At 34.8% G+C, this 25,240-nt stretch carries 21 protein-coding genes; 9 read left to right on the forward strand and 12 right to left on the reverse strand.

Annotated elements, in window-relative coordinates; genetic code table 11:
• Positions 1-72: 72 nt before the first annotated feature.
• Together H7350_RS13920 and H7350_RS13925 are read right to left on the reverse strand one after the other, a co-directional pair.
• Positions 73-2,229 carry a M3 family metallopeptidase gene (locus H7350_RS13920; protein ID WP_204346533.1) on the reverse strand — a complete coding sequence of 719 codons (2,157 nt, stop codon included), beginning with the start codon at positions 2,227-2,229 and terminating at the stop codon, positions 73-75.
• A gap of 93 nt (positions 2,230-2,322) precedes the next feature.
• Complete coding sequence (locus tag H7350_RS13925; protein WP_204346534.1) at positions 2,323-3,030, reverse strand: peptidylprolyl isomerase; 708 nt, start codon at positions 3,028-3,030, stop codon at positions 2,323-2,325.
• Positions 3,031-3,035: 5 nt separating this feature from the next.
• Here H7350_RS13925 and H7350_RS13930 point away from each other — a divergent pair, with 5 nt between their 5' ends.
• Together H7350_RS13930 and H7350_RS13935 are read left to right on the forward strand one after the other, a co-directional pair.
• Positions 3,036-3,677: an NUDIX hydrolase gene (locus H7350_RS13930; RefSeq protein ID WP_204346535.1), complete on the forward strand. Its 642-nt coding sequence runs from the start codon at positions 3,036-3,038 to the stop codon at positions 3,675-3,677.
• Between the two features lie 48 nt (positions 3,678-3,725).
• The gene (locus tag H7350_RS13935; RefSeq protein WP_204346536.1) at positions 3,726-4,526 is read left to right on the forward strand and encodes a lysophospholipid acyltransferase family protein; all 801 of its coding nucleotides are present in this window, start codon (positions 3,726-3,728) and stop codon (positions 4,524-4,526) included.
• Position 4,527: 1 nt separating this feature from the next.
• Here H7350_RS13935 and H7350_RS13940 read toward each other — a convergent pair whose 3' ends face one another.
• The 3 genes from H7350_RS13940 to H7350_RS13950 are packed head-to-tail and all read right to left on the reverse strand — an operon-like array spanning position 4,528 to position 6,150.
• Positions 4,528-5,010, reverse strand: a complete 483-nt coding sequence (locus H7350_RS13940; protein ID WP_204346537.1) for a hypothetical protein — start codon at positions 5,008-5,010, stop codon at positions 4,528-4,530.
• A gap of 2 nt (positions 5,011-5,012) precedes the next feature.
• Positions 5,013-5,651 (reverse strand): hypothetical protein, encoded by a 639-nt coding sequence (locus H7350_RS13945; protein ID WP_204346538.1) that lies wholly within the window; start codon positions 5,649-5,651, stop codon positions 5,013-5,015.
• Between the two features lie 4 nt (positions 5,652-5,655).
• Positions 5,656-6,150, reverse strand: a complete 495-nt coding sequence (locus H7350_RS13950; RefSeq protein ID WP_204346539.1) for an RNA polymerase sigma factor — start codon at positions 6,148-6,150, stop codon at positions 5,656-5,658.
• A gap of 135 nt (positions 6,151-6,285) precedes the next feature.
• Between H7350_RS13950 and H7350_RS13955 the strand changes: the two genes are divergently transcribed.
• Complete coding sequence (locus H7350_RS13955; RefSeq protein WP_204346540.1) at positions 6,286-7,557, forward strand: NAD(P)/FAD-dependent oxidoreductase; 1,272 nt, start codon at positions 6,286-6,288, stop codon at positions 7,555-7,557.
• Between the two features lie 95 nt (positions 7,558-7,652).
• Here the strand turns inward: H7350_RS13955 and H7350_RS13960 are convergent, their stop codons facing one another.
• Entirely contained in the window at positions 7,653-8,333 is a 681-nt protein-coding gene (locus H7350_RS13960; RefSeq protein WP_204346541.1) for a lysoplasmalogenase, read from the reverse strand.
• Between the two features lie 215 nt (positions 8,334-8,548).
• On the opposite strand from H7350_RS13960, the gene H7350_RS13965 reads away from it, so the two are divergent.
• Positions 8,549-10,699: a TonB-dependent receptor gene (locus H7350_RS13965; RefSeq protein WP_204346692.1), complete on the forward strand. Its 2,151-nt coding sequence runs from the start codon at positions 8,549-8,551 to the stop codon at positions 10,697-10,699.
• 55 nt (positions 10,700-10,754) lie between these two features.
• On the opposite strand, the gene H7350_RS13970 is transcribed toward H7350_RS13965, so the two are convergent.
• The 3 genes from H7350_RS13970 to H7350_RS13980 form a co-directional block, all read right to left on the reverse strand.
• Positions 10,755-14,030, reverse strand: a complete 3,276-nt coding sequence (locus H7350_RS13970; RefSeq protein WP_204346542.1) for a WD40/YVTN/BNR-like repeat-containing protein — start codon at positions 14,028-14,030, stop codon at positions 10,755-10,757.
• A 159-nt stretch (positions 14,031-14,189) separates the two neighbouring features.
• Complete coding sequence (locus tag H7350_RS13975; protein ID WP_204346543.1) at positions 14,190-15,152, reverse strand: gliding motility protein GldB-related protein; 963 nt, start codon at positions 15,150-15,152, stop codon at positions 14,190-14,192.
• Between the two features lie 51 nt (positions 15,153-15,203).
• Positions 15,204-15,758, reverse strand: a complete 555-nt coding sequence (locus H7350_RS13980) for a thioredoxin family protein (RefSeq protein ID WP_204346544.1) — start codon at positions 15,756-15,758, stop codon at positions 15,204-15,206.
• Between the two features lie 36 nt (positions 15,759-15,794).
• On the opposite strand from H7350_RS13980, the gene H7350_RS13985 reads away from it, so the two are divergent.
• From H7350_RS13985 to H7350_RS13995, 3 genes are read left to right on the forward strand one after another with little or no spacing between them, the layout of a single operon-like run.
• The gene (locus tag H7350_RS13985) at positions 15,795-16,130 is read left to right on the forward strand and encodes a tRNA-binding protein (RefSeq protein ID WP_204346545.1); all 336 of its coding nucleotides are present in this window, start codon (positions 15,795-15,797) and stop codon (positions 16,128-16,130) included.
• A gap of 3 nt (positions 16,131-16,133) precedes the next feature.
• Positions 16,134-17,045, forward strand: coding sequence for a bile acid:sodium symporter family protein (locus H7350_RS13990; protein WP_204346546.1), 912 nt, complete (start codon positions 16,134-16,136; stop codon positions 17,043-17,045).
• Positions 17,042-18,073, forward strand: coding sequence for a lysophospholipid acyltransferase family protein (locus tag H7350_RS13995; RefSeq protein WP_235989357.1), 1,032 nt, complete (start codon positions 17,042-17,044; stop codon positions 18,071-18,073). Before H7350_RS13990 ends, H7350_RS13995 begins: the two co-directional genes overlap by 4 nt.
• On the opposite strand, the gene H7350_RS14000 is transcribed toward H7350_RS13995, so the two are convergent.
• The 3 genes from H7350_RS14000 to H7350_RS14010 all read right to left on the reverse strand — a co-directional run bounded on the left by H7350_RS14000 (position 18,068) and on the right by H7350_RS14010 (position 22,885).
• Positions 18,068-20,572, reverse strand: coding sequence for a M14 family metallopeptidase (locus H7350_RS14000; RefSeq protein WP_204346547.1), 2,505 nt, complete (start codon positions 20,570-20,572; stop codon positions 18,068-18,070). The genes H7350_RS13995 and H7350_RS14000 overlap by 6 nt on opposite strands.
• 84 nt (positions 20,573-20,656) lie before the next feature.
• Positions 20,657-21,058, reverse strand: a complete 402-nt coding sequence (locus H7350_RS14005; RefSeq protein ID WP_204346548.1) for a PUR family DNA/RNA-binding protein — start codon at positions 21,056-21,058, stop codon at positions 20,657-20,659.
• 72 nt (positions 21,059-21,130) lie between these two features.
• On the reverse strand, positions 21,131-22,885 hold the full coding sequence (locus H7350_RS14010) for an ABC transporter ATP-binding protein (protein ID WP_204346549.1): 1,755 nt from the start codon (positions 22,883-22,885) through the stop codon (positions 21,131-21,133).
• A 132-nt stretch (positions 22,886-23,017) separates the two neighbouring features.
• Between H7350_RS14010 and H7350_RS14015 the strand changes: the two genes are divergently transcribed.
• Positions 23,018-24,121, forward strand: coding sequence for a Glu/Leu/Phe/Val family dehydrogenase (locus H7350_RS14015; protein WP_204346550.1), 1,104 nt, complete (start codon positions 23,018-23,020; stop codon positions 24,119-24,121).
• A 136-nt stretch (positions 24,122-24,257) separates the two neighbouring features.
• Positions 24,258-25,169, forward strand: a complete 912-nt coding sequence (nusB, locus tag H7350_RS14020; protein ID WP_204346551.1) for a transcription antitermination factor NusB — start codon at positions 24,258-24,260, stop codon at positions 25,167-25,169.
• Positions 25,170-25,240 lie beyond the last annotated feature (71 nt).

Below are 25,240 nucleotides of genomic sequence, written 5' to 3' on the forward strand. Positions count from 1 at the left end.
CGTAAAAAAAACACCTCTCATTATAACCTGTGGGATAATAAGAGGTGTTGTAGGTAAAATCTATCTTATAAATTATTTCGTTGTTTCTGGAACAGGAAATCCACGATCACGCATTAGCGCTTCAATTTTAGCATCACGACCTCTAAACAAACGATACGCTTCCGCTGGATCCATTGAATTTCTAGGAGCAAATAAAAATTTCACTAATTTTTCTGCCATATCTGCATCGTAGAAACCTCCTGGAGCATCTCTAAATGCTTCCGAAGCATCACTTGTTAATACATCAGCCCACATATATCCATAATAGGCAGTTGCATAACCTTCACCTGAAAACACGTGCCCGAAATGTGGTGTTCTGTGACGCATCGGCAATTCGTCAGGCATATTTAACTCGGCTAAAGTTTCACGTTCAAATTTATCGATATCAATATTGGTTGGATCTGCTAAATGAAGTTTCATGTCAATTAAAGCCGACGCTAAGTATTCTGTAGTTCCAAATCCTTGATTAAAAGTTGATGCTTTTTTGATTTTTTCAACTAAAGCAGCAGGAATAGGCTCTCCGGTTTTATGGTGTACTAAAAATTGATTAATGACCTCGTCAGTAGATAACCAACGCTCTAAGAGTTGCGATTGAAATTCGGTATAATCTCTAACGCCACTATTTAACGTTGGATACTTTACATTACTCGAAAAGAAATGTAAGGCATGCCCAAATTCATGGAAAAAGGTTGTTGCATCATCCCAAGACACCAACACAGCTTCACCAGGAGCTGGTTTTACAAAATTTGAATTGTTAGACGCTAGGACATTAGTTTCACCTTGAAATGAAGTATAACTTCTGTAGGTGGTTGCCCAGGCTCCAGAACGTTTACCTTGACGAGAAAACGGATCAAGATACCATAAGCCGATATGCTTACCAGAATCTTTATCGGTCACTTCCCAAACCTTAACATCTTCATGAAATACAGGAACTTTACCTTCTTCAACGGGTGTGAATTTATAATTAAATAAACGTCCGGCAGTATAAAACAAAGCTTCAGTTAATTTATCTAACTGTAAGTATTGCTTTACTTCATCGCTATCTAAATCGTATTTTTTCTGTCTTACTTTTTCAGCATAATAACGATAATCCCAAGGCTCAATAGTAATATTATCTCCGTTAGCATCAGCAATCGCTTGCATATCAGCAACCTCTTCTTCAACACGAGCAATAGCAGCAGGCCAAACAGCTTCCATTAATGCCATTGCATTTTCAGGTGTTTTAGCCATACGGTCTTGTAATCGCCATTCGGCATAGTTATCATAACCTAATAAACCAACGCGCTCTTTACGTAATTTTAAAATCTCAGCGATGATATTATTGTTGTCATAGTCATCACCATTATCACCACGAGAATAGTAATTGTTCCATACCAATTTTCTCAAATCACGTTCAGTAGAGTAGGTAAGGAATGGATCCATTGATGATCGTGTATTCGTGATGGCATATTTTCCGTCTTCACCTTTATCGGTTGCAATTTTTGCTGCAGAACTGATAAACGATTCTGATAATCCACCTAACTGATTTTTATTTAAGTATGTCACGTAATTTTCTTCATCATGAAGAACATTATTAGAGAACTTTGTATAAAGTGATGATAATTCTTTATTAATTTCAGCGTAACGCTTTTTCTTTTCGGCATCTAAGTTAGCGCCATTCATTTCAAAACGCTTATACGTAAGATCTACAACACGCTGTTGGTCTGCAGGTAAAGGATTTTTTTGAGAAGCATCATAAACGGCTTTAATACGTTGAAACAATTTCTCGTTTTGAGATATTTCCGAATTATAATCGGATAGCTTAGGTGCTAGTTCGGTTTGAATATCTCTAAATTCAGGTGAAGACATATTACTACTTAAAATTCCGTAATAGGTATATACATCATTAAGTTTTTCACCCGAAGCTTCTAGTGCAACGATGGTATTTTCAAACGTTGGAGCCTCCGAATCATTGACAATAGCATCGATATCTTTTAAACTTAAAGCCATTCCTGTTTCCATGGCTTCTTTAATATTGTCAACACTCATTTTATCAAATGCAGGAACGCCTTGATAAGGACCAGTCCATTCTTGCAACAGTACATTGTCGGTATTCATAGCGATAGTATCTTCTTTTTTGGGTTCCTCTTTACAGCTGGCAAAGAGAACAATGCTACATAAGAGTGTAGCTTTAAGGGATTTTAAAATCATTGAAATTAGTATTAGTTTTTAAGTGTTCAAGGTACTTAAAATAGATGAGTTAGATTGTTGTGAATTTGTTAAAATCTATGGGTTTGGGAGGTTTCAATCTAAAATCTCAACACGCCTGATATAGACGTTTTTAAGCGGCCAGTCGGCATCATCAGTTTCAACATTTGCAATGTTATCGGCTACCTCAAGTCCGCTTATCACTTTTCCGAAGATGGTATAATCACCATCTAATTCGCGAACATCTCGTAGCATGATAAAAAATTCATAAGGTGAAGCTAATTTATAAGGATTTTCTATGTCGCTACTTGGCATCGAAATGACACCTCTGTCATGATGAAATCCGCGTTTGGTATCGGTTGGCAATAAATACTTCCCAATATAACGTCGTTTGCGCATGACGTCTCTATCATCTGTACTTCCTCCTTGTATGATGTAATTTTCAATCACACGATAAAACTGTGTGTTATCGAAATATCCCTTTTTGGCGAGGTAAATAAAATTTGAGCGGTGAAATTTAGTTTCATTAAAAAGTAAAATATCGATGTTTCCAAAATCGGTAACGATACGGACTTTATTTTCTTTATGTTGTTTGTCATACTGAAGAAAAAACTCCATAGCATTATCTTTCGTAAGCAAGAATGTTGTGTCTTGTTCTTCGGAAATCGTCTCCACCTGTTCTTCTTTAGTTTGTTTTTCTATTTCGGTAGAATCTATTGTTGGTGTAGGTGTTTTCTTTTGAGATTGTTTATCTTCACAATTGAATAATAGCAAGCAGAATACTGTAAGCCTTAAAAATCTCATGAATAATGAATTTTGAAACGTTTATAAAATCGGTATCAAAAATAAAAAATCTAAATCTTCCTGGCGAACACTCTCAATTTAAAATGTCTCCGCCGTTTCGTCGGGACCTAATAGATGAGAACAGAGAAAAGATGAAACATGCCAGAAAAGCAGGTGTTATGGCGTTGTTTTATCCCAATGTAAACGATGAAACGTATTTGATTTTAATTCTACGTAAAACCTACAAAGGTGTGCATTCAGCTCAAGTTGGATTTCCTGGTGGAAAGTTTGAAAACGATGATCCGCATCTAGAATATACAGCGCTACGTGAAACGCAAGAAGAAGTAGGTGTATCAATCAATACCATTGAAGTTTTAAAACCAATGACACCCTTATACATTCCTCCAAGTAATTTTACAGTAGCCCCTTTTTTAGGAATTACGCATCAAACACCACAGTTTATAAAACAAGATGAAGAAGTTGAAGATTTGATAGAGGTCAGGCTAACCGATTTTATTAATGATGCCAATACTACAAGTGTCGAAGTGATGACGTCATATAAGACTGAAATTGAAGTCCCAGCCTTTATGCTTAATGGTCATGTAGTTTGGGGCGCAACAGCCATGATGCTGAGTGAGTTAAAAGACTTGTTAAAAAAAGTGCTGTAAGTGTGAGTTTTTTGTAAGTTTGTTTTTCCTTCTAATAACTAACTTTTAATGGGATTATTTAAAAGAAACCCTTTTGGGCATATACTTTTTGTAAAAAAATGGCTGATTAGAATTCTAGGTCTTTTAACACATCGAAGATTTAGAGGTTTTAACGAACTTCAAATTGAAGGGTCTGACATTATAAAAAACCTTCCTGATACAAACGTTTTATTTATATCCAATCATCAAACGTATTTTGCTGATGTGATTGCTATGTTTCATGTGTTTAATGCAAGCCTTAGCGGACGACTGGATAATATCAAAAATGTTGGGTATTTATGGAATCCAAAGCTCAATATGTATTATGTGGCTGCAAAAGAAACGATGAAGTCTGGTTTAATTCCTAAGATATTTGCTTACACAGGTTCCATAAGTATTGAACGTACATGGCGTTCTCAAGGGAAAGATGTTAACCGTCAAGTAAAAATGAGTGATATCACCAGTATAAAAAAAGCGCTTGATGATGGTTGGGTTGTTACATTTCCGCAAGGCACAACAACACCTTTCAAACCTATTAGAAAAGGGACGGCTCATATAATTAAACAATACAAACCAATCGTTGTACCAATTGTTATTGATGGGTTTAGACGATCGTTTGATAAAAAAGGCTTACGTGTAAAAAAGAAAAACGTATATCAAACTTTTGAAGTAAAAGCGCCTTTAGAGATTGATTATGAAAATGAATCTATCGCAGATATTGTTGAAAAAATCGAATTTGCAATAGAGCAACATCCATCCTTTTTAAAGGTCATACCTCAAGAAGAACTCGAGGAAAAAGAACGCCTCAATCGAGAACTTCGTGATTGGTAAACTACTTTTTTAAATTAAGGTCTTTAGGAGTCTCTTCAGCAACGGTTTTGGATATTGCATGTGTTTTACTCACGGCATCAAACAAGAAAATCAATCCTATAAACAAGAAAAATTTAGACAGATCGAAGCTTAGTGAAAGTATGATGAGTACAACACCTATTGTGAACATCGTATTAGAATGTTCTGTATTATGTGTGTCTGTTGTGTCCTTAAATATATCCTTATAAAGTTCAATAACTTTAGAGTCAATTAATTTATCATTTTGAAATAAGCTAACCGTTATAGTGCTGGCACTAAAACTTTGCTTAGATTCGATACGAAACGAGTGAACACTGTTGTTGATAGGTAAATCAAACGAATGAACGCGTTTACCTAAAGATAGCTTCTTTGATAAAACAGAGCCATTTACTGTGACAGATTCAATACCTAGCCAGTTCACGTCATAGCTTATAATTTGCTCTTCAATATTGAATGTTGCATTCATCGTTATGCTTCGTATTTTTTAAGTTCCTTATAGTTTTTGTTAAGTCTGCGTAACAGAATACCATAAATAATGCGGTAAAACAACCAAAATAAAAAGATAAGAACCACTGTGAATACAATCATAAATACAGTTGCCAGAAACATTTGTTTATCAGAAAACTTAGCAAACTGAGTAGAGATTTCAGGGTTTTCATAAACCATATAATACAGTCCAAACGACATCGATAAAAACACAGCTACTAGATTATAAATCACATAATATTTGATGATTTTTCTGGTTTTTAAAATGTTCTTTAAAAGCGTTTTCGCATTATCAGTAACAGAAATCGATTTGTAAGATTTATATAATAAGTACACAAACAAGATGACAATCGAATAACTAAAAATAGTTAGCCCTAATACTACAGTGCCATTTCCATACATGGCTTCGAGTTCGGCTCGATAATCGTCTGAAGCAAAATAAGGATAGCTATTTACTAGGACCCAAAATATAAGCTCTGCAATACTTATGTAAAATAATGTTTTAACGATGGAAGATGATTTCTTATGCATCATAGGATAAATCTCCTTGCTGGATAATTGGACCTCTTCTCTCGAACCACCAGACTGCCAGTCTTTTTTTAATAATTCTAATTCATCCATAGGTTTACGGATTTAATATTGTTTTTAATTTTTTCTTTACCCTATTCATTTTTACACGAGCATTAACTTCAGTAATACCAAGGGTTTCGCTTATTTCGCTATAATTCTTGTCTTCTAAATATAAAAACACCAAAGCTTTTTCAATATCATTCAACTGGTGTACCGCTTTGTACAGTAATTTGAGTTGTTGCTCTTCAGTATCGTCATAATCTTCAGACTTAATTTTAAATGAAACACTCTCAAATTCTTGTGTTCTGATGCTGCGTTTTGATTTTCTGTATAATGTAATTGCGGTATTTAAACCTACACGATACATCCAGGTGCTAAACTTAGCATCACCTCGAAATTTTGGATATGCTTTCCATAATTGTATGGTTATCTCTTGAAACAAATCATTATGCGCATCCTGATTATTGGTATATAATCTACAGACCTTATGCACAATGTTTTGATGCTTCTCAAGCAATTCGACAAAACTATGTTCGAGTTCTTTATTCAATGTTTTGATTAGTTAGTTGCCTATAAGTAGCATTATAATTTAAAATGTTACACTGCTATAAAATTTAATTCAAAAATACAGTTAAAAGCACTGTAAGTCGTATTTTTGTAATTATCATATTAAGCGGCTTTCTATATGAATATTCCTGAACCTAATGTCCCAAGAATTGTTATTATTGGCGGCGGATTTGCAGGTGTGAATTTAGCAAAATCACTGGCAAACAGCAACTTGCAGATTGTTTTGCTCGATAAGCACAACTATCATACATTTCAACCCTTACTCTATCAGGTATCAAGCTCAGGTTTAGAACCCGACTCCATTGCCTATCCGCTTAGAAAAATACTAAAAAAGCATAAAAATTCTTTTTTTAGAATGGCAGATGTCGAACAAATCGATGCCACACATAATCAAATCACTACTAGTATTGGTAAACTGCATTATGATTATCTAGTCATTGCAACCGGAACTACAACCAATTTTTTCGGAAACGCATCCATAGAAGCCAATAGTATGCCTATGAAAAGTGTGCCTCAGGCGCTTAATATCAGAAGTCTTATCCTTCAAAATTTTGAAAAAGCTGCCATTGCTAATTCTGAAGAAGCCCGAAAAGCCTACCTTAATTTTGTTATAGTTGGAGGAGGACCAACAGGTGTTGAATTGGCTGGAGCCATTGCAGAACTTAAAAACCATATCTTACCCAGAGAGTACCATGATTTAAATAGTGAGCATATGCAAATTCATCTTTTAGAAGGAGCAGACCGCGTACTTCCTCCTATGAGTAAGCATGCTTCAACAAAAGCAGAAGCTTTCCTCAAAAGCCTTGGTGTTAAGATACATACTAATGTGTTTGTTAAAAATTATGATGGAATAGAGGTGACGACCAATTCTGATTTGGTGCTAAAAACGGAAACCGTAATCTGGGCTGCAGGCGTTACTGGTGCACCAATTAATGGGCTTAATCCCGATTCTATTAAAGATAAAACCAATAGATATATCGTCAACCGATGTAATCAGGTTAAGGGCTATGATACCATTTTTGCTATTGGTGATATTGCTTATATGGCAACCGAAAATTTTCCTAACGGACATCCTCAGGTAGCACAACCTGCCATACAACAGGGTAAACTTCTAGGGAAAAACCTCATACGAATGACTACAAACCAGACGCCTAAACCTTTTACATATCACGATAAAGGTTCTATGGCAACTATTGGTCGCAATAAAGCCGTTGTCGATTTAAAACATTTTAAATTTGGAGGCTTTTTTGCTTGGTTCATTTGGATGTTTATTCACCTAATGTCGCTCGTTGGCTTTCGAAATCGTGTGATTGTCTTTTTCAACTGGACCTATAACTACATTAATTTTGATAAAGCTGCCCGACTTATTATTAGGCCTTTTAAAAAATAGGTTTTGGGCGTTTCCTTCCGCTGCGCTTCAGGCCAGGCTGTACACTATATCTTTTGTGAACTTTCAGTAGTCACAAAAGGATGCCGTTTCCATCCTTAACGCGATGTTTCGGCTAGCTTCAAAATTCCTAAAACAATCCCATATTGGGCTAAAGCATACGTAAGCATAATACTAATGTCTGAATAAGCTAATGGTGCATAAAATTTATTCAATGCCAGAATACTATCCGAAATCATAAATAAAAGGGCACCAAAAAATACAAGCAAGTAACTCCATTTAGGTACAGCTCCTTTGCGTAATAAAGCTGTAGTAGACATACTCAAAATAGCAATCATATACACTATTACTGGGAGTAACATATCTTTTAAACCATCTTTTAACAGGTAAAACAAACCCAAGGCATATAGTAACAAAATAATGATGAAAGTCAACGGGTTTACTGCCTTATTTCGATGTTTTAAGAAGGCGAATATATACATGATATGTGCTATTAAAAAAGCTACAAGTCCCAACATAAAGTAATGAGGAGAGTGATTTACAAACATGAGTAAAATATCACCTGCTAAAGAACATATAAGCGCTAAAGCAACCAGATATCGTAACACTGGCTTAATTGTTTTGCTTTGTATCCAAAAAAAGATTAGTAACGATAGTACAATAGCTGGTTTAGAAAAGTAATGTAGGTGTTCTAAAGCTGCTAAAGAACCACAAATCAGTTCTGCAATCACTAAAATAAAAAAGAGTACACTGAATGTTTTTTCTGAAGCGTTGAGCATAATTCATGAGGTTTTTTCAAAAATATGCAATTCGGTAATGATTTTTGACAATTCGGTAAAATAGAATTTCAGAAGCATCACATCTTACGCATCTTTGACCTATCAAAAAACGAACAGTTAATTCATCAACCATGACACATCTATTACAATACACATCAATGACGACTAAAAAGCGTCTCTTAAGCTCCCTTTTTAGAAAAGCAAACCTTAAAAAACTGAAGGTTCTAACCACCATTCTTATCTTTTTGGTTTCGACACTTGCGTTTGCTCAAACTACAATTAGAGGTAAAGTCACCGATACTAAAGGGCAGGCTATTATTGGAGCAAATGTGTATCTCGATGGTACCTATGATGGTGATACTACAGACGAGAATGGAGACTTTGATTTTTCCACCGAAGAAACAGGAACACAAGCCTTAATCATTTCCTATTTGTCTTACGAAACTAAAACTATGGTAGGCGATGTGTCAACGTTTTACAATCTTCAAATCAAATTAAAAGAAGATATGGAAGCTTTAGATGCTGTAGTTATCTCAGCTGGAACTTTTGAAGCTAATGACAATAGTAAGGTGTCTGTTTTAAATTCTTTAGATGTAGTGACAACAGCAAGTGCCTTAGGTGATTTTGTTGGTGCTTTGCAAACACTGCCAGGAACTTCAACAGTTGCCGAAGATGGCCGACTGTTTGTTAGAGGTGGAGATGCAAATGAAGCACAAATATTTATTGATGGTATTCGCGTGTTTACGCCGTATTCGCCTACGACGAATAATATTCCGACACGCGGACGCTATTCGCCATTTCTCTTTGATGGCATCACTTTTTCAACGGGTGGTTACTCTGCCGAATATGGTAATGCACTTTCAAGTGTGCTGCTTTTAAATACGATTGATGAGCCTGATCAAAACAAAACCGATATTGGGATTATGACTGTTGGTGGTAGTTTGGGACATACAAAAAAATGGGACAAAACATCTTTAAGTGTTAATGCGTCTTACATCAATTTAGCGCCTTACTTAGCTGTGTTTTCAGATCGTAACGATTGGCATAAGCCTTACGAAGGTGCACAAGGAGAAGCGGTATTCCGTCAGAAATTCACAAATGGAATGCTTAAGTTTTATGCAGCTTTTGATATTTCTAATTTCGACTTAACACAAGAGGATATTAATATTTCAGAGGGTGTGCGATTTAAGCTAAACAATAAAAACTTTTATGCAAATACATCCTATAAAGGTGTATTGGGTAATGGCTGGTCTCTACATTCAGGATTGAGTTATACCATTGCGAAAACGGATATAAATGTCATCGACAACGCTATTGAAGATGATGAAAATTCGGCGCACATCAAGTTGAAATTAAAAAAACGGTTTAATAGCCGATTTAAATTGAGTTTTGGTGCAGAGCATTTTGTAACTAAATTTGATGAATCATTTGCTACTGAAGGTTTTAATGCAGCATACGGATTTACAAATAATAATACTGCTGCTTTCGCTGAGTCTGATATTGTATTTAGTAAAGATTTAGCACTTAAACTAGGTGTTAGAGCGGATAACTATGTACTTTCAGATGAATTTAAAATTTCACCTCGAGTTTCTCTAGCTTATAAAACGTCAAAAAACGGACAACTTTCACTGGCTTACGGAAATTTTTATCAGAACGCTAATAATAACATTTTGAAGTTCAATTCTGATGTGAGAACACAAAGCACAAAGCACTACATTATGAACTATCAGCATGTCTCTGACGGACGCATATTTAGAGCTGAGGTATACAGAAAAGACTATGATAATTTAGTCAAGTTTGATACTCAAATGGAAAGTTTTAATTCTAATTATGATAATTCAGGTTCTGGTTTTGCTCAAGGCTTCGATATGTTTTGGAGAGATAATAAAAGCATTAAAAATGTCGATTACTGGTTGAGTTATTCATTTTTGGATACCGAGCGTGATTATCGTAATTATCCAACAGCTGCACAGCCTAATTTTGCAAACACACATAATTTGTCAGCTGTTGCAAAATACTGGATAGATGATTTAAAAAGTCAGGTAGGGTTTTCATATACTTTCGCCTCTGGAAGACCTTATGATAATCCAAATACTAATGAGTTTCTTGGTGAAATGACAAAAAGTTACAATAGTATTAGTCTTAACTGGGCGTATCTAATCAGTCAACAAAAGATTTTATACCTTTCTGTAAACAATGTTTTAGGGTTTAGAAATGTTAATGGGTATCAGTATGCAAATACTCCTGATGCCAGTGGGAATTTTAATCGACGCACATTACGACCAGCAGCAGATCAATTCTTTTTTGTTGGATTCTTTTGGACAATCAGTGATAATGGTACAGATAACCAGTTAGATAACCTGTAAATAGAAAACGAGTAGTGATTTGAGTTTTAAATCCAAATCACTACTCATTTATTTTTTAATTTTTATAGCCTCGTCCAGGAGTGTAAGGTGCTCCAGATGCCACAAGTTGCTCTTCTAATTGTTTTAAATCAATATTGTAAACACTTTCAGCTTGTTTTTTAATGGCTGAAATATCAGCTTTTGCTATGGCATAGCTGTCTTTATGTGTTTGCGTAGGAGCAGAGGTCGAATATTTTTGTTCGTAACTAATGATTCCTATTCTGGCTGCCGGACTTTTTGGTTGACTTATGTCTAATTCATTTTTAACAGGATCACCGTAAAGCGACATATTAATAGCTTTAAGTTTGTTTTCAATATCTAAAACAGCCTTTGAAAGTGGTGCGTATGGTAATTCAGAACGTTTTATAGCTGCTTTAATGTAGTCTAGCTTATTAGTTGCTTCACTGACAATTTTCTGGCAGGCTTGTAAATCGGCTTCAAGTTGTGACACTTGCTTTTGAAAAGCGACTTTAGCGGCTCTATTTTCAGCAGGCATTACAGTATTATTCAAACCTTCAACTTCAAATGCTACAGGACTAACAAGAGAACTTACTTCTCCATTGCGGTACAGTGTCATTTCTACAGTATAGGTTCCAGGCTCTACCAATGTGCCTTCGTCAACAGGTTCCCACGGATTATAAAATGAAGATGTACTCAAATCGACCGGATTAGGTAGCGTATAACGTAAATCCCAATGGAAACGTTGTAAACCTTCTTTAGGGGATTTAAATTCTTTTTTCACGACGAGTCCGTCACTGTTTTTTATAGTAAATACTAATGATGGCTCTTCTTCGTTCATTTCAGCTTTTAAGGCATCATAACTCGGATAATTTGCATCTTTTTTATTCTCGATGAGCTCCTTTTCTTTTTTAGAACGCTTGTCTTTTAAAGAAGTATAAGTGTCATTGTAATAATAGGTAATCATCGCTTCAGGTCCGAGATTAGGAGCTGTATAAAAATTATCACCCTGAAATGCTTTTCCTGGCAGTCCTAAAGGAAGACTCTTTTCCCATGATAATGCTTTACGAATCGGATATATTTTTGCTGTTTCGGATGGCATCGTATTTTCAATAGTTCTCAAGGCTGAATAATCATCCATAATGTAGAATCCTCTACCAAAGGTTCCTAGAACTAAATCATTTTCTCGTTCCTGTATAGCAATATCTCTAACAGCTATAGTAGGTAAACCAGCATTAAGTTGTTTCCAACGACCACCTTTATTTGGAGAGAAAAATGCGCCAAATTCAGTACCACAGAAAATTAAATCCTTATCGATATGATCTTCTTCAATAGCATAAACACTTCCTCTTTCTGGTAAGTTAGAACTTATAGAAACCCAGGTTTTTCCTTTGTCGTTAGATTTAAAAATGTAAGGTTTGAAATCACCGTATTTATGATGATTAAATGCTACATAAATCACATTGACGTCATGTTTTGAAAGATACACGCTATTAACATACGATTGATTTGGGACTCCTGAGATTTGTTTAATTGATCGCCAGGTTGCGCCTCCATTTTCAGTGATTTGTACAAGTCCGTCATCTGTACCAATTGCAATAAGATTTTCATCAATCGGAGATTCTGATAAAGCTACTATACTTCCATAAAGTGATGTAGAGCCATTTTTAGCTACAGCATCTATACTCACCACACGATCATAAACTTTAAGTTTGTTTCGGTCAATTTGCTGTGTTAAATCATCACTAATAACTTCCCAGCTATTACCATAATCGTTTGAACGAAAGACTTTATTAGCGGCAAAATACAAACGGCCAGAGGCGTGTTTGCTTACAGCCAGAGGTGCATCCCAATTAAATCGATAGCTATTTTCATTTTCACGCTCACTAGGTTGAATTCCAACTATTTCACCACTTTTCTTATCATAACGCACTAAAAAGCCATACTGGGATTGGGCATAAACAATATCTGGATTTTCAGGATCTACCTGAGATTCAAATCCGTCACCACCATTTGTGATAAACCAATCAAAATTGGTAATTCCATGACCAGTAAGTACTCTTGAAGGTCCACCAATACTAAAATTATCTTGAGTTCCTCCGTACACATTGTAAAACGGGTAATCATTATCAACAGCAACTTTATAAAACTGAGTAACCGGTATATTTTCTTTAAAATCCCATGTTTTTGCAGCATCAAAGGTTTCATACACACCACCATCACATCCAACCAGCCAATGGCTGTTATTTTTGGGGTCTATCCACATACAATGGTTGTCGACATGCTTGGTGACTTCTCCTACCATTTCAAATGTTTTTCCTCCATCATGGCTCACAGACATCCATGTGTCCATTGAATAAATGGTGTTTTCATCAACCGGATCTGCAATAATTTCCTGATAATAATTGCCACTGGTTTTATGATTGCCTCGTCTTTCCCAGCTTGCGCCTCTGTTGGTAGAAGCGTAAAATCCGCCTTTTCCATCTGCAGCTTCGACGATAGCATAAATGAGTTCAGGGTTAGCAGGAGAAATAGCCAGTCCTATACGACCTAACTCGGTTTTTGGTAGTCCTGTATTTATTTCTGTCCATGTATCTCCTCCGTCGGTACTTTTGTGCATTCCAGAACCTGGTCCGCCTCCAACATAAGTAAAAACATGTCTTCTACGTTGAAAAGTAGACGCATATAAAACGTCTGGGTTTCTGGGATCCATTTGTATGTCATTTACACCAGTATGCTCATCTATCGTAAGAACAGCTTTCCATGTGTCACCACCATCAGTGGTTTTGTATAATCCTCTATCACCTCCTTTACTCCATAATGGACCAATGGCTGCAACATAGACAATATCAGAATTATCAGGATGTACGATAATTCGTCCAATATGTTCTGAAGTTTTTAATCCCATATGTTTCCATGTGCTACCACCATCGAGAGATTTATAAATCCCATCTCCATACGATACAGAGCGCTGGTTATTGTTTTCTCCAGTACCAACCCATACAACATTTGAATTATTAGGATCAAGAGTAATGCATCCAATAGAGTAGGAGCCTTCATTGTCAAATATTGGCTGGTAATCTATTCCTGCATTAATAGTTTTCCAGACACCTCCAGCCGATGAAGCGACATAATATTCAAAAGGGTTATTAGGATTTACAGCAATGTCAGAAATTCTGCCAGAAGTTAAAGATGGTCCAATAGTTCGCCATTTGAGTCCGTCAATTTTAATTTTGTCTAAAGGTTGTGAGTCTTCTTTCTTAGATTTTTGGGCTTGAATACATTGAAAGCCTATCAGAAAGATAGCGAATAAAAGAATGGTTGATTTCTTCATGTGAAGTGGTGTTAATTAGTGATAAAAAATACATCAGAAAGTAGTATAAAATAATTTATGCCTACATAATATGGTTATGCTGTTGTGAACTCAGACGAAGGTCGTCAATTATATTGATAAAATCAAGTGTTTTAAATTTTCAAATAAAACACTATCAGCTTATAATCCACCATTGTATTGACTCAATTCTAATAGCTCCTGACTGTTAGAACTGTCAAGCATAAACGTTATAGCTTTATTTTTATCTTCAGCATCGTTATAGAATTTTTCACAGATTTTAAAACCCATAAAATAGCCTAAGTCTGGAGGTATGTCGTTTCGGTCGTAATTGTAAAACCAATCGGTTTTAATATACTTATAATTGATGTCTAAATCGGTTTGGAATTTAATCCATAATTTAGCTTCATTGGCTTCTCCATAAGCATAGGTTTCCCTAAGTGAAGATGGAAATTTACCCGTTTGTAAATACATTAAAAAATCTGCTGAGCCTTCACAAATCGATTTTGATAGTAATGTTCTGGTATTAATGTTTTTCTGGTTGACATGTACTTGTTCATGAATCACTAACGGAATTAAAGAGGTATGGTCGTTGAGGTTGTTGAGTTGATCTATACTAAAAAGAAATGCAGACTTGGTATGCTCACTTTTTGCATTTTTTTCAAGTTCAATAATCATACTACTGTCAATTACAGTGCCAGCGCGTTTAAATTGTCCTATAACAAAATAGATGTCATTAAATGTTGCCTTTGGATACAATTGTGTGAAATCACGTAAATGTTTTCTAATTTTTAATGTGTCTTTTTTAGCATCTAAAGTCACCTGTTTAATAGAATTAAAAAATACAGTGTCCTTTAAGAACGTCGCATAATCTGCCGCAGTTAGTTTATCTTTTTTGATGAGTAATTTTAAGCCTTTACTACTTTGATCAATATAATCTTTTTGAATAATTTTAGTTCGCTCAGCATGACTTTGGATTGATTTTATTTTGTCATAGACTTTCCAGAAATTATCAATATCTGAAAAATGCATTTCAATGGTATCACTGTCTTTTGAAGTAGTATCACAGCTAGCTAAGCACAAGAATATTAAAAAAAAGAGGCTTAGTTTGAGACGTGATTTCATAGGCTGACTTTGAATACTAACGATAAGCTTTATTAATTATTTTAGTGTTACTTATTTCCATTTGATGTTACAACCAATACTCGGTTTTTGAATGTCTGAAATAGGCTTGTCGTTTAATAAATTTTCTAAAACACCTCGAATATCGTTTCCTGTAACCGGAATATCATTTCCTGGCCTGGAATCATCGAGCTGACCTCTGTAAATTAATTTTAAATCCTTGTCGAACACATAAAAATCAGGTGTGCACGCAGCATCATAAGCTTTAGCAACCTCTTGATTGTCGTCGTATAAATATGGAAAGATAAAATCATTCTCAATAGCATTAGTCTTCATATTTACAGGAGAATCTTCAGGGTAATTTTTTGCATCATTACTTGAAATGGCAATACAGTTTATACCTTTAGAAACATAATCTTTGGCTAACTGTGATAACTGCGAATTGACATGTTTTACGAAAGGGCAATGATTGCAAATAAACATGATGACAGTGCCTTGGATGCCTTTGGCACTGGTTAGAGAAACAAAGGTGTCGTCAACGGTGTTTTTGAGTTTAAATTCTGGAGCCTGTGTTCCTAAAGGAAGCATATTTGAAGGTGTTAATGCCATAGTATGGATGTAAATATTAATTTGTATGTTTAATGAATGGAAAAGATAATAACTTTCGAAGACTTCACAAAAGTCGATTTACGTATAGGAACTATTATTGAGGTCAATGATTTTCCTGAAGCACGTCAACCTGCATATCAACTTACAATTGATTTTGGGGATTTAGGAATAAAAAAATCATCAGCTCAAATTACAACACTCTATAACAAAGATACCTTATTACATAGGCAAATTGTTGCTGTAGTTAATTTTCCGAAGAAACAAATAGCAAAATTTATGAGTGAATGCCTGGTTTTAGGAGCAGTTAATGGGAAAGATGTGATACTTTTAAATCCTGAACATACCGTAAAAAATGGTTCAACGGTTGGTTAGTACATGGAGCAATTAGATGATGTTAAAATAAATTTTGAGAGTAACGGACTTTGGGTATTGAATATAGCTTTAGCTATAGTGATGTTTGGAGTCGCTCTAGGTATTTCATTACACGATTTTAAATCATTATTTAAGCAGCCAAAACTGGTTTTGGTTGGTCTATTATCGCAATTTATACTGTTGCCAGTATTAACATTTATCATCATTATTTTAATTAAGCCACAGGCTAGTATTGCTCTTGGAATGATGATGGTTGCTGCTTGTCCTGGCGGAAATATTTCCAACTTTATAACTCATATTGCTGGCGGAAATACAGCATTGTCTATAAGCCTCACTGCATTTGGTACAGTATTAGCTATTTTGATTACACCATTTAATTTTCAATTTTACGGACATTTATATGGTCCTACTGCTCAACTTTTAAAACATATAGAATTACGGCCTTTAGAGCTTGTGAAATTAGTACTACTTATTCTTGGAATACCTTTAATTATTGGGATGCTAGTTAGATCTAAAAACAGAAAACTTGCTGATAGAATGTCTGGAGTGTTAAAGCCAGTTTCAATTTTTGTGTTTATTGCGATTGTTGGTGTTGCTTTTTCTAAAAACATGGATGTATTTAACAACTATATTCATTATGTCTTACTTATTGGTATTGGTCATAATTTACTAGCTATAGTATTGGGCTTTTTTACAGCAAAGGGTTTCGGCTTGTCTTTTAAAAATCAAAAGACGCTGGCGATAGAAACAGGTATTCAAAATTCAGGTTTGGGGTTATTGCTCATTTTTACATTTTTTAATGGTTTAGGTGGTATGGCTATAATGGCGGCATTCTGGGGAATCTGGCATATTATTTCAGGATTGATATTGGCTTTTTACTGGAGTTCTAAGTCATCAAAAATAGTTGAAGGATGAAAGGGTTATGGTTACATATAGTAAGGACTTATTTGCGAGTGGGTTTGTTTTTTTATTTTAAAAAAATTGAAGTTGCCAATGCTAAAGTTGTACCTGAAAGTGGACCAGTTTTGTTTTTAGCAAATCATCAAAATGCTTTATTAGATGCTTTATTGATAGCAACAACAACCAAGCGTTTTTCTTACTTTTTAACTAGAGCTAGTGTGTTTAATAAACCCATAGTAAGTAAGGTGTTACAAAGCTTACAAATGCTTCCGGTGTATAGGGTTCGCGACGGTTGGTCTAACTTGAGTAAGAATAATTCAATATTTACAAAGAGTTCGAAGTTACTCAATGACGGAGAGGCTATCGTTATTTTTCCGGAAGGAAGCCATAATATAAAACGCACTATCAGACCTTTAAGTAAAGGGTTTACACGTATTGTTTTTGAAACATTAGACACGTTTCCTGATATCAAAATTTATGTAATTCCAGTAGGATTGAGTTTTCAGCATGCCGAAAAATTTAGTGATAGTACACTCATAAATTTTGGAATGCCCATACAAGTAGATGATAAACTTCTCCACGATAAAAACCAAAGCATGTTGCGATTAAAAGATGAGGTGTCCCGTCAATTACGTCAGCTTACTGTACATATTGAAGGTGATAATTATGATACTGTACTTGAAAAACTCAAAATCCTGCAAGTCGATTTTACGAAGCCTGAGGATGTCAATGAATGTATTTCTAAGGATTTTACATCCTGTAAAAAGAAACAGGTCAATAAGTATATAGTTCTAAAACGTCTAGCAAAGGCGTTGTTAATAATTCATCTTATTGTACCTTACGTCATCTGGAAAAAAGGAGTGCAACCAAAAATTAAAGAGGTGGAGTTTACATCCACGTTTAGGTTTGCAATAGCAATCACACTAGTGCCAATTTTTATGATAGTGATGCTGCTAATACTTGCAATGACACTTCATATTAAATTTGCAATGTTATATATACTGACAGTTTTTGTTCTGGCTTTATTAGCTGTAAAATTATAGTTCCTCTCTAAAGAATATAGCATTCATTAATAACTTGTTTGTTCCGTACCAAAAGGCTCTAAAATTTGTGTTATCTGTAAAGGCAACAACGCGCCCTTGACCTAAACGTTTTGAAGCATAAGGAACCGTTAAAGCCAAACTATCCAAATTAGGTTTAGAAATATAGCCACTCAACAAAGGGTTTTTACTATACCTGATAGGATTGTTATAGCTTTGCTTGTCAGGATTCATGTACATTGTATTGTTTCTGAAAAGCGCTATTTTTTCATTTTTGTAGCCGAAATTAACGGGGTGTGAGCGGTCTATGTCAGCTTCAAAAATAGCACCTCCAACAACTTGTGCGCCTCTAAAGTCGCCACGCTGTTCGAATGAAATGTTTTTAGCTGTAAGTTCCATTTTTTTGAAATCTAATTTGATAAATTTATTTGAATTCAACCAATTTAAGGCACTGCGATATCCAATCAATGTACCTCCATTTTGAACCCATTGCTTGAGGTCTTTTGCTACAGAAGCATTAGGAGAACCGCTAGGCAAAATAATTGTATTATAACGACTTAAATCAACTCTACTCAACGATCTGGTGTCTAGCTTTGTCAAACGCATATCATAGCGTTGGTCAAATAAGTGCCAGATTTCTCCAGCATCGTAACTTCTAATGCCATCACCGACTATTAGTGCCACTTTGGGTTGTTCTAAAGATCTAAATTGATTACTTCCTAAGTCGATACCTTGCGTTAATCCTGTAGCAACAGCATCAATATTGATATGACTGTCTTTAGCTACATCTTGTAAAAAGCGATAAAGGTCTTCAGGTGATTTATTCTGATTTTGAACCGGAATCAAGATTGTTCCGTAGTCATAGGATTTACCATTTGTACTAAATTGTTTCATCCCAACTTTGGCACGTAAACCAGATTCTAAAATTGCGTTTAGTGCTTTAGGCGAATAATATTCATGCCATTCCATCAGGTAAGCATAATTGCTTTTGGATGATACTGTGCCAGTTTTCATACTCAGACTTTCAACTTTCGTACCTGCGTTAGATGTTGAAACACCTTCAGAATAGTCTAATCCGAATGCTAACGGAAAAGTCCAAGCCGATACATCATAAAACAAGCTATCTTGAAAAGTTGTCCGTTTTTCAAACATGGCATTGATTAAGCGTGTATTTTTCTGATTTTTTGGAATGATAAATGCGTAGCCTTTTTTAAATCGTTTTCCGTTGCTGGTAAAATCGCTTTTAAGTTCATGAAAATCGATGTGCTGACGTTCTAATATTTCAGCTAAATGATAGGTTTTAGCAGCATCTTTTTCATCTCCGAATACGATAGCTTTTCCATTTTCTTTACTGGCCTCGTTTCTCGCATTTTTATAAAAGTCATGTTGGTAATTAAGAATGTCTTCGCGCATGCCTTTTGCAGCTTCTAATGTGGATAGTGCAGCAGTAAATTGATTGCGAATGGTAAAAGGGAAGGTCAAAATGCCGTTATCGCTCTCTTGAATATGTCCGCGAGAACTGGCCTGTTCAAAAAGAATTCCAATACCTCCGTTTATGTCGGGAAAAGTAGATCCTTTTCCGTAGTAAAAATCATCAAAACTTTCTTCGGTATAATACAGCGAACCAATTTTATCTAAGGCTTTGGCGTGATAATTTCCAATATTTTTAGTGAGTTCCTGATTGAGTTTTGGTGTAAGTGGATGAGTTCGGGACGGAATTCCTGGTTGAAAAAAGAAACTGGCATTAGTGCCCATTTCATGGTGGTCGGTTAAGATATTAGGTAGCCATTTATGAAAACTTGCAATGCGAGCACGAGACTCTGGTAATTGTACAGGAAGCCAATCACGATTCATATCAAACCAATAATGATTTGTTCGCCCTCCTGGCCAAACTTCCTGGTACTCTCTGTCATTTGGATCTGGATTTAAGTTTTCGCTTTTATTGGTGTTTGCCCAATATGCAAAACGTTGTAATCCATCAGGATTTAATGAAGGGTCAAATAATATGACGGTTTGGTCCAGTAAATCGGTGACATCTTTGCTTTCTGCTGCTGCCAGATGATAAGCTGCTAATAGCGCAGCATTGGAACCGCTTGGCTCATTTCCGTGAATTGAAAACCCTTGATACACGACTATAGGCATATCACTTGTATTGACTGAGTTATTTTCAGTAGAAGCTATATGGGATTGTCTGATTTGTTCAAGGTTGCTGTGGTTTTTAGGGGATGTTATGGTGAGTAGAAGTAGAGGTCTGCCTTCATAAGTTGTGCCTCTGTTTTCTATAGTAATTCTATTAGAAGCAGTGGCTAATGCTTGCATGTATTGTACAAGTTTGTCGTGTGTTATATGCCATTCTCCAACATCGTGACCTATGACAGATTGAGGTGTTGGAATACTTTTGTTATAGGTTGTGTTTTGCGGAAGGTAATACGATAAATCTGTTTGTGTTTGTGCATTTAAGTTTAAAATACTAAGTGCAAGTAGAAGGATAGTTAGTCTCATATCAAAATGTTGATTAGACTATAAAAATAAAAAAACCGCTACTCATAAAGTAACGGTTTTGTATAATTTAACACAAGTGAAGATTTATATGTCTTCAAAGTTGATGTCTGTAAATTTCTCTGCAGAATCAGAATCGCTAATTGATTCTCCGCCTTCGGCAAGATCATTATTAGATGAATAGTCTTCTTTTTTGAAATCTTTTTGATGGCGTTCACTAATTACTTCGTCTCCCTTTTCAGCAATTATATAATCTGTCATTTCTCTTAAAATCTCATTAAACTCAGAGAAATCTTCTTTGTATAAATAGATTTTATGCTTTTTGTAATGAAACGATCCATCGTCGTTAGTAAACTTTTTGCTTTCTGTAATGGTAAGGTAATAGTCTCCAGCTTTAGTCGCTCTTACATCAAAAAAGTAGGTTCGTCTTCCTGCTCGTAATACTTTTGAGAAAATTTCCTCTTTCTCCATCATTCCGTGATCACTCATAGCTAATTCTTTAAATTTTTGTTTGATTGTGCATCAAAAATCTAAAAAAAAAGATTAGTAAGCAACAAATAACTATAATTCTTTTGTGCTGAGTTGTTTCAAGTAAAGCGCTTTGTAGTACCCATCGGTGTTAACTAAGGTTTCATGTGTGCCATCTTGAATAATTTTACCATCTTCAAGAACTATAATCTTATCAGCATCCTTTGCTGAAGACACACGATGGCTTACTATAATGGTTGTTTTTCCTTTAGAAATTTCACGTAAACTCTTCAATATTTTTTCTTCAGTTTCGGTGTCAACTGCAGACAAGCAATCATCAAAGAGCATGATTTCAGGTTTTTTTATAATGGCTCTAGCAATAGAAATTCGTTGTTTTTGTCCGCCAGATAATGTAATGCCACGTTCGCCTAATTTGGTTTGATAACCTTTGCTGAATTTTTTGATGTTTTTATGAACATCGGCATTTTTGGCTGCAGTAATGATATCTTCTTCAGAAGCATCTTCCTTTCCAAATTTGATGTTATTTTCAATGGTGTCAGAAAATAAAAATGCATCTTGAGGGACATAGCCTATATGGTCTCTTAAACTCTTGAGATGCACCTGGTCAATTTTAACACCATCAATTGATATATGTCCTTCTTGAACATCATAAAGACGTCCGATTAAATCTAATATTGTCGATTTTCCTGAGCCAGTTTTCCCTAAAATAGCTAAAGTTTCCCCTTTTTTAAGTGAGAAGCTAACATTGTCTAATGCTTTAATATTAGTGTCAGGATAAATGTAAGTTACATTATCAAAAACGATATTTCCATCAATTTGAGAAGGCGTTGCATTAAGGTTTTTAATTTCAGGCTCTTGTTTCAAAAATTCATTAATTCGTTTTTGAGATGCTTCAGCTTGTTGCACCAAATTTGTAACCCAACCAACAGTTGCAACTGGCCATGTGAGCATATTAACATAAATTAAAAACTCGGCAATTGTTCCGATTTCTTCAATTTCACCATTGATGTATTGCATTCCTCCAATGTAAGCAACCAAAATATTACTGATACCTATTAAAAGGATCATAGATGGAAAAAATAAAGCCTGCACCTTTGTTAAATCGATTTGCTTTTGTTTGCTGGTTTCAGATAGCGTATTAAACTCATCATTATTACTGGCTTCTATGCCGTAGGATTTGATGACCGAAATCCCGCTAAACGACTCTTGAGTATAGGCAGACAAATGCGATAAATACTCCTGTACGATTCTACTGCGTTTGTTAATGATTCGACTTAATTTATAAATAATGAATGATAATACAGGTAAAGGTAAAACAGTGTAGAGTGTTAATTTAGGAGCAACACTTAGCATGTATATAAGCGCAACAACAAATAGTGTAATGGTATTTATGGTGTACATAATTGCTGGTCCGCAATACATACGAACTTTGGTGACATCCTCACTAATTCTATTCATTAAATCGCCTGTTCTATTAGATTTATAGAAATTGAGCGATAGGTTTTGATATTGTCGATACACTTCATTTTTAAGGTCGTACTCGATGTAACGAGAGACATTAATGATGGTTTGGCGCATTAAAAAAGTAAAAATACCTGTCACTATTGCTGCTCCTATAATATACAAAATGTATAGAGTAAGCAGTTCTCTAAAAACTGTTTCGGTAATTTCATTTTTGTAAGCTTTAGATATTACTGTAATGGCTTTACCTAAAAACCTTGGCATAAATAGAGCAAATATCTTAGAACAAATCGTTATTAATATTCCAAACAAAAGTCTATAACGATACTTGTAGAAGTATTTGTTAATGTGTTTTAGTTCTTTCATCCATTTTTTTGAGGCTTGATATTTAGCAATTTGTTATTTTAACTAACTTATTTTTGCTAATACTCCAATATTCATTTATTTTTGCACGCTATTTTACATATAATGAAAAATAGATTCTAAATCTAAATTCGAATGACATCAGATGTTATAAGTTCTAAAGAACTCTCAAAAGTTGACCCGGTTTTCGGGCAATTATCTTTTGATAATCACGAGCAAATCGTTTTTTGCAACGACAAAGATACTGGTTTAAAAGCAATAATTGGTATTCATAACACAGTTTTGGGACCTGCTTTAGGAGGAACAAGAATGTGGAATTATAATAATGAATGGGAAGCCTTAAATGACGTGTTGCGATTATCTCGCGGAATGACATTTAAATCTGCAATAACAGGACTAAATTTAGGTGGTGGAAAAGCTGTTATTATTGGTGATGCAAAAACACAAAAAACTCCTGAGCTTATGCGAAAGTTTGGTGAGTTTGTACATTCATTAAGCGGACGCTATATTACTGCCGAAGATGTAGGTATGGCAACCGAGGATATGGATACGGTTAGAGAAGTGACACCTTATGTTACAGGTATATCAGAAAGTAAAGGTGGTGCAGGTAATCCTTCTCCAATTACAGCCTATGGTGTGTTTATGGGAATGAAAGCTGCAGCCAAATTTAAATACGGAAGCGATATTTTAGAAGATAAGTCGGTTTTCGTACAAGGAATCGGACATGTAGGAGAATCTCTTGTAGAACATTTAATGAATGAAGGCGCTAGAGTCACTATTGCAGATATTAATCAAGAGCGATTAGAAGAAGTTCGAGCTAAATATGACGTTACGATCTACGGTGGACAAGATATTTATAGTGAACCTATGGATATTTATGCACCTTGTGCCTTAGGAGCGACCATAAACGATGATACAATCAATAAGTTACAAGCTTATATTATTGCTGGAGCCGCTAACAATCAATTAGCAGATGAAGTAAAACATGGTAAAATGTTACAGGATAAAGGCATATTATATGCTCCTGATTTCTTGATTAATGCTGGTGGAATTATCAATGTATATGCAGAATTAGAAAACTACGACAAGCAGGAAATTATTCGTAAAACTGAAAATATTTACAATACAACTTTAGAAATATTAGATCGTGCTAAAGCTAACAATTTAACTACAAATACAGCCGCATTGAGTATTGCTAAAGAACGAATTGAAACAAGAAAACGAGAACAAGGTAAATAAGATAAAATCATATTTAAATATTTTTATACCTTTAAAATAATAGTATTTTTGCAGAGCGAAAGTGTAAACCTTTCGCTTTGTTAATTTATAGCTCTTTGTAACCATGTTAAACAGACGACACATTCGTATTAAAGTTATGCAAACACTTTACGCTTCAAAAGGCAGTGAAAGTGATAATATTAAAACCAACGAAAAGTTTTTACTTCAGAGTCTGAACAGCATGTACGATTTGTTTATAGCACAATTGTCGCTTCTCATTGAAGTGCATAAAAAAGCAAAAGACCATCAGGAGAAAACTCAAAAGAAGCTTCTTGCGACTAAAGAAGAGAAAAATCCTAATTCAAAATTTATCAATAATGAAATATTGGTGATGCTAAGTACTAACGAAGCATTGCAAGAGTGTATTGAAGATCAAAAAGAGAATCTTTGGTATCTGGATTTTGAATATGTCGATGTCATTTTTAAATCATTATTAGACAGCGATATTTATAAGCAGTATATGTCTACCAAAACCTCAACATTTAAAGAGGATAAGAATTTTGTTATTGATATGTTTACTGAAATCATTGCGCCAAATGATAAGCTTTATGATTATTTTGAAGATAAGCGAATCACATGGTTAGATGATCTTCCTGTAGTTAATACAGCCATATTAAAGCTGTTGAAAAAAGTTAAGGTGTCTTCAGAAGGAAAGTTCTTTACACCAAAATTATTTAAGGATAACGAAGATCGTGACTTTGGTATCCACTTATTAAATAAGACCATTCTTAATCAAGCCGCTTTTTTAGAGGAAATTTCAGCAAAAACAAAAAACTGGGATGCTGAGCGTATCACACAAATTGATACTGTATTAATGCAAATGGCTATTTGTGAATTTCAGAAATTTCCATCGATACCTGTGAAAGTAACTATTAATGAATATTTAGAAATCGCAAAAGAGTACTCTACACCAAAGAGTAGTAATTTTATAAATGGTATCCTAGATAAGATCGTTAAAGAATATACTTCAGAAGGTAAATTGAACAAAATTGGCAGAGGTTTGATGTAGGACTTTAGGTTTTATCAGCAATAGACTGTTAATGTTTTGTTTGAAAATGGGCTAAAAATTTTAATTAGATG

The organism is Psychroserpens algicola (assembly GCF_014526325.1).
Lineage (GTDB): Bacteria > Bacteroidota > Bacteroidia > Flavobacteriales > Flavobacteriaceae > Psychroserpens > Psychroserpens algicola.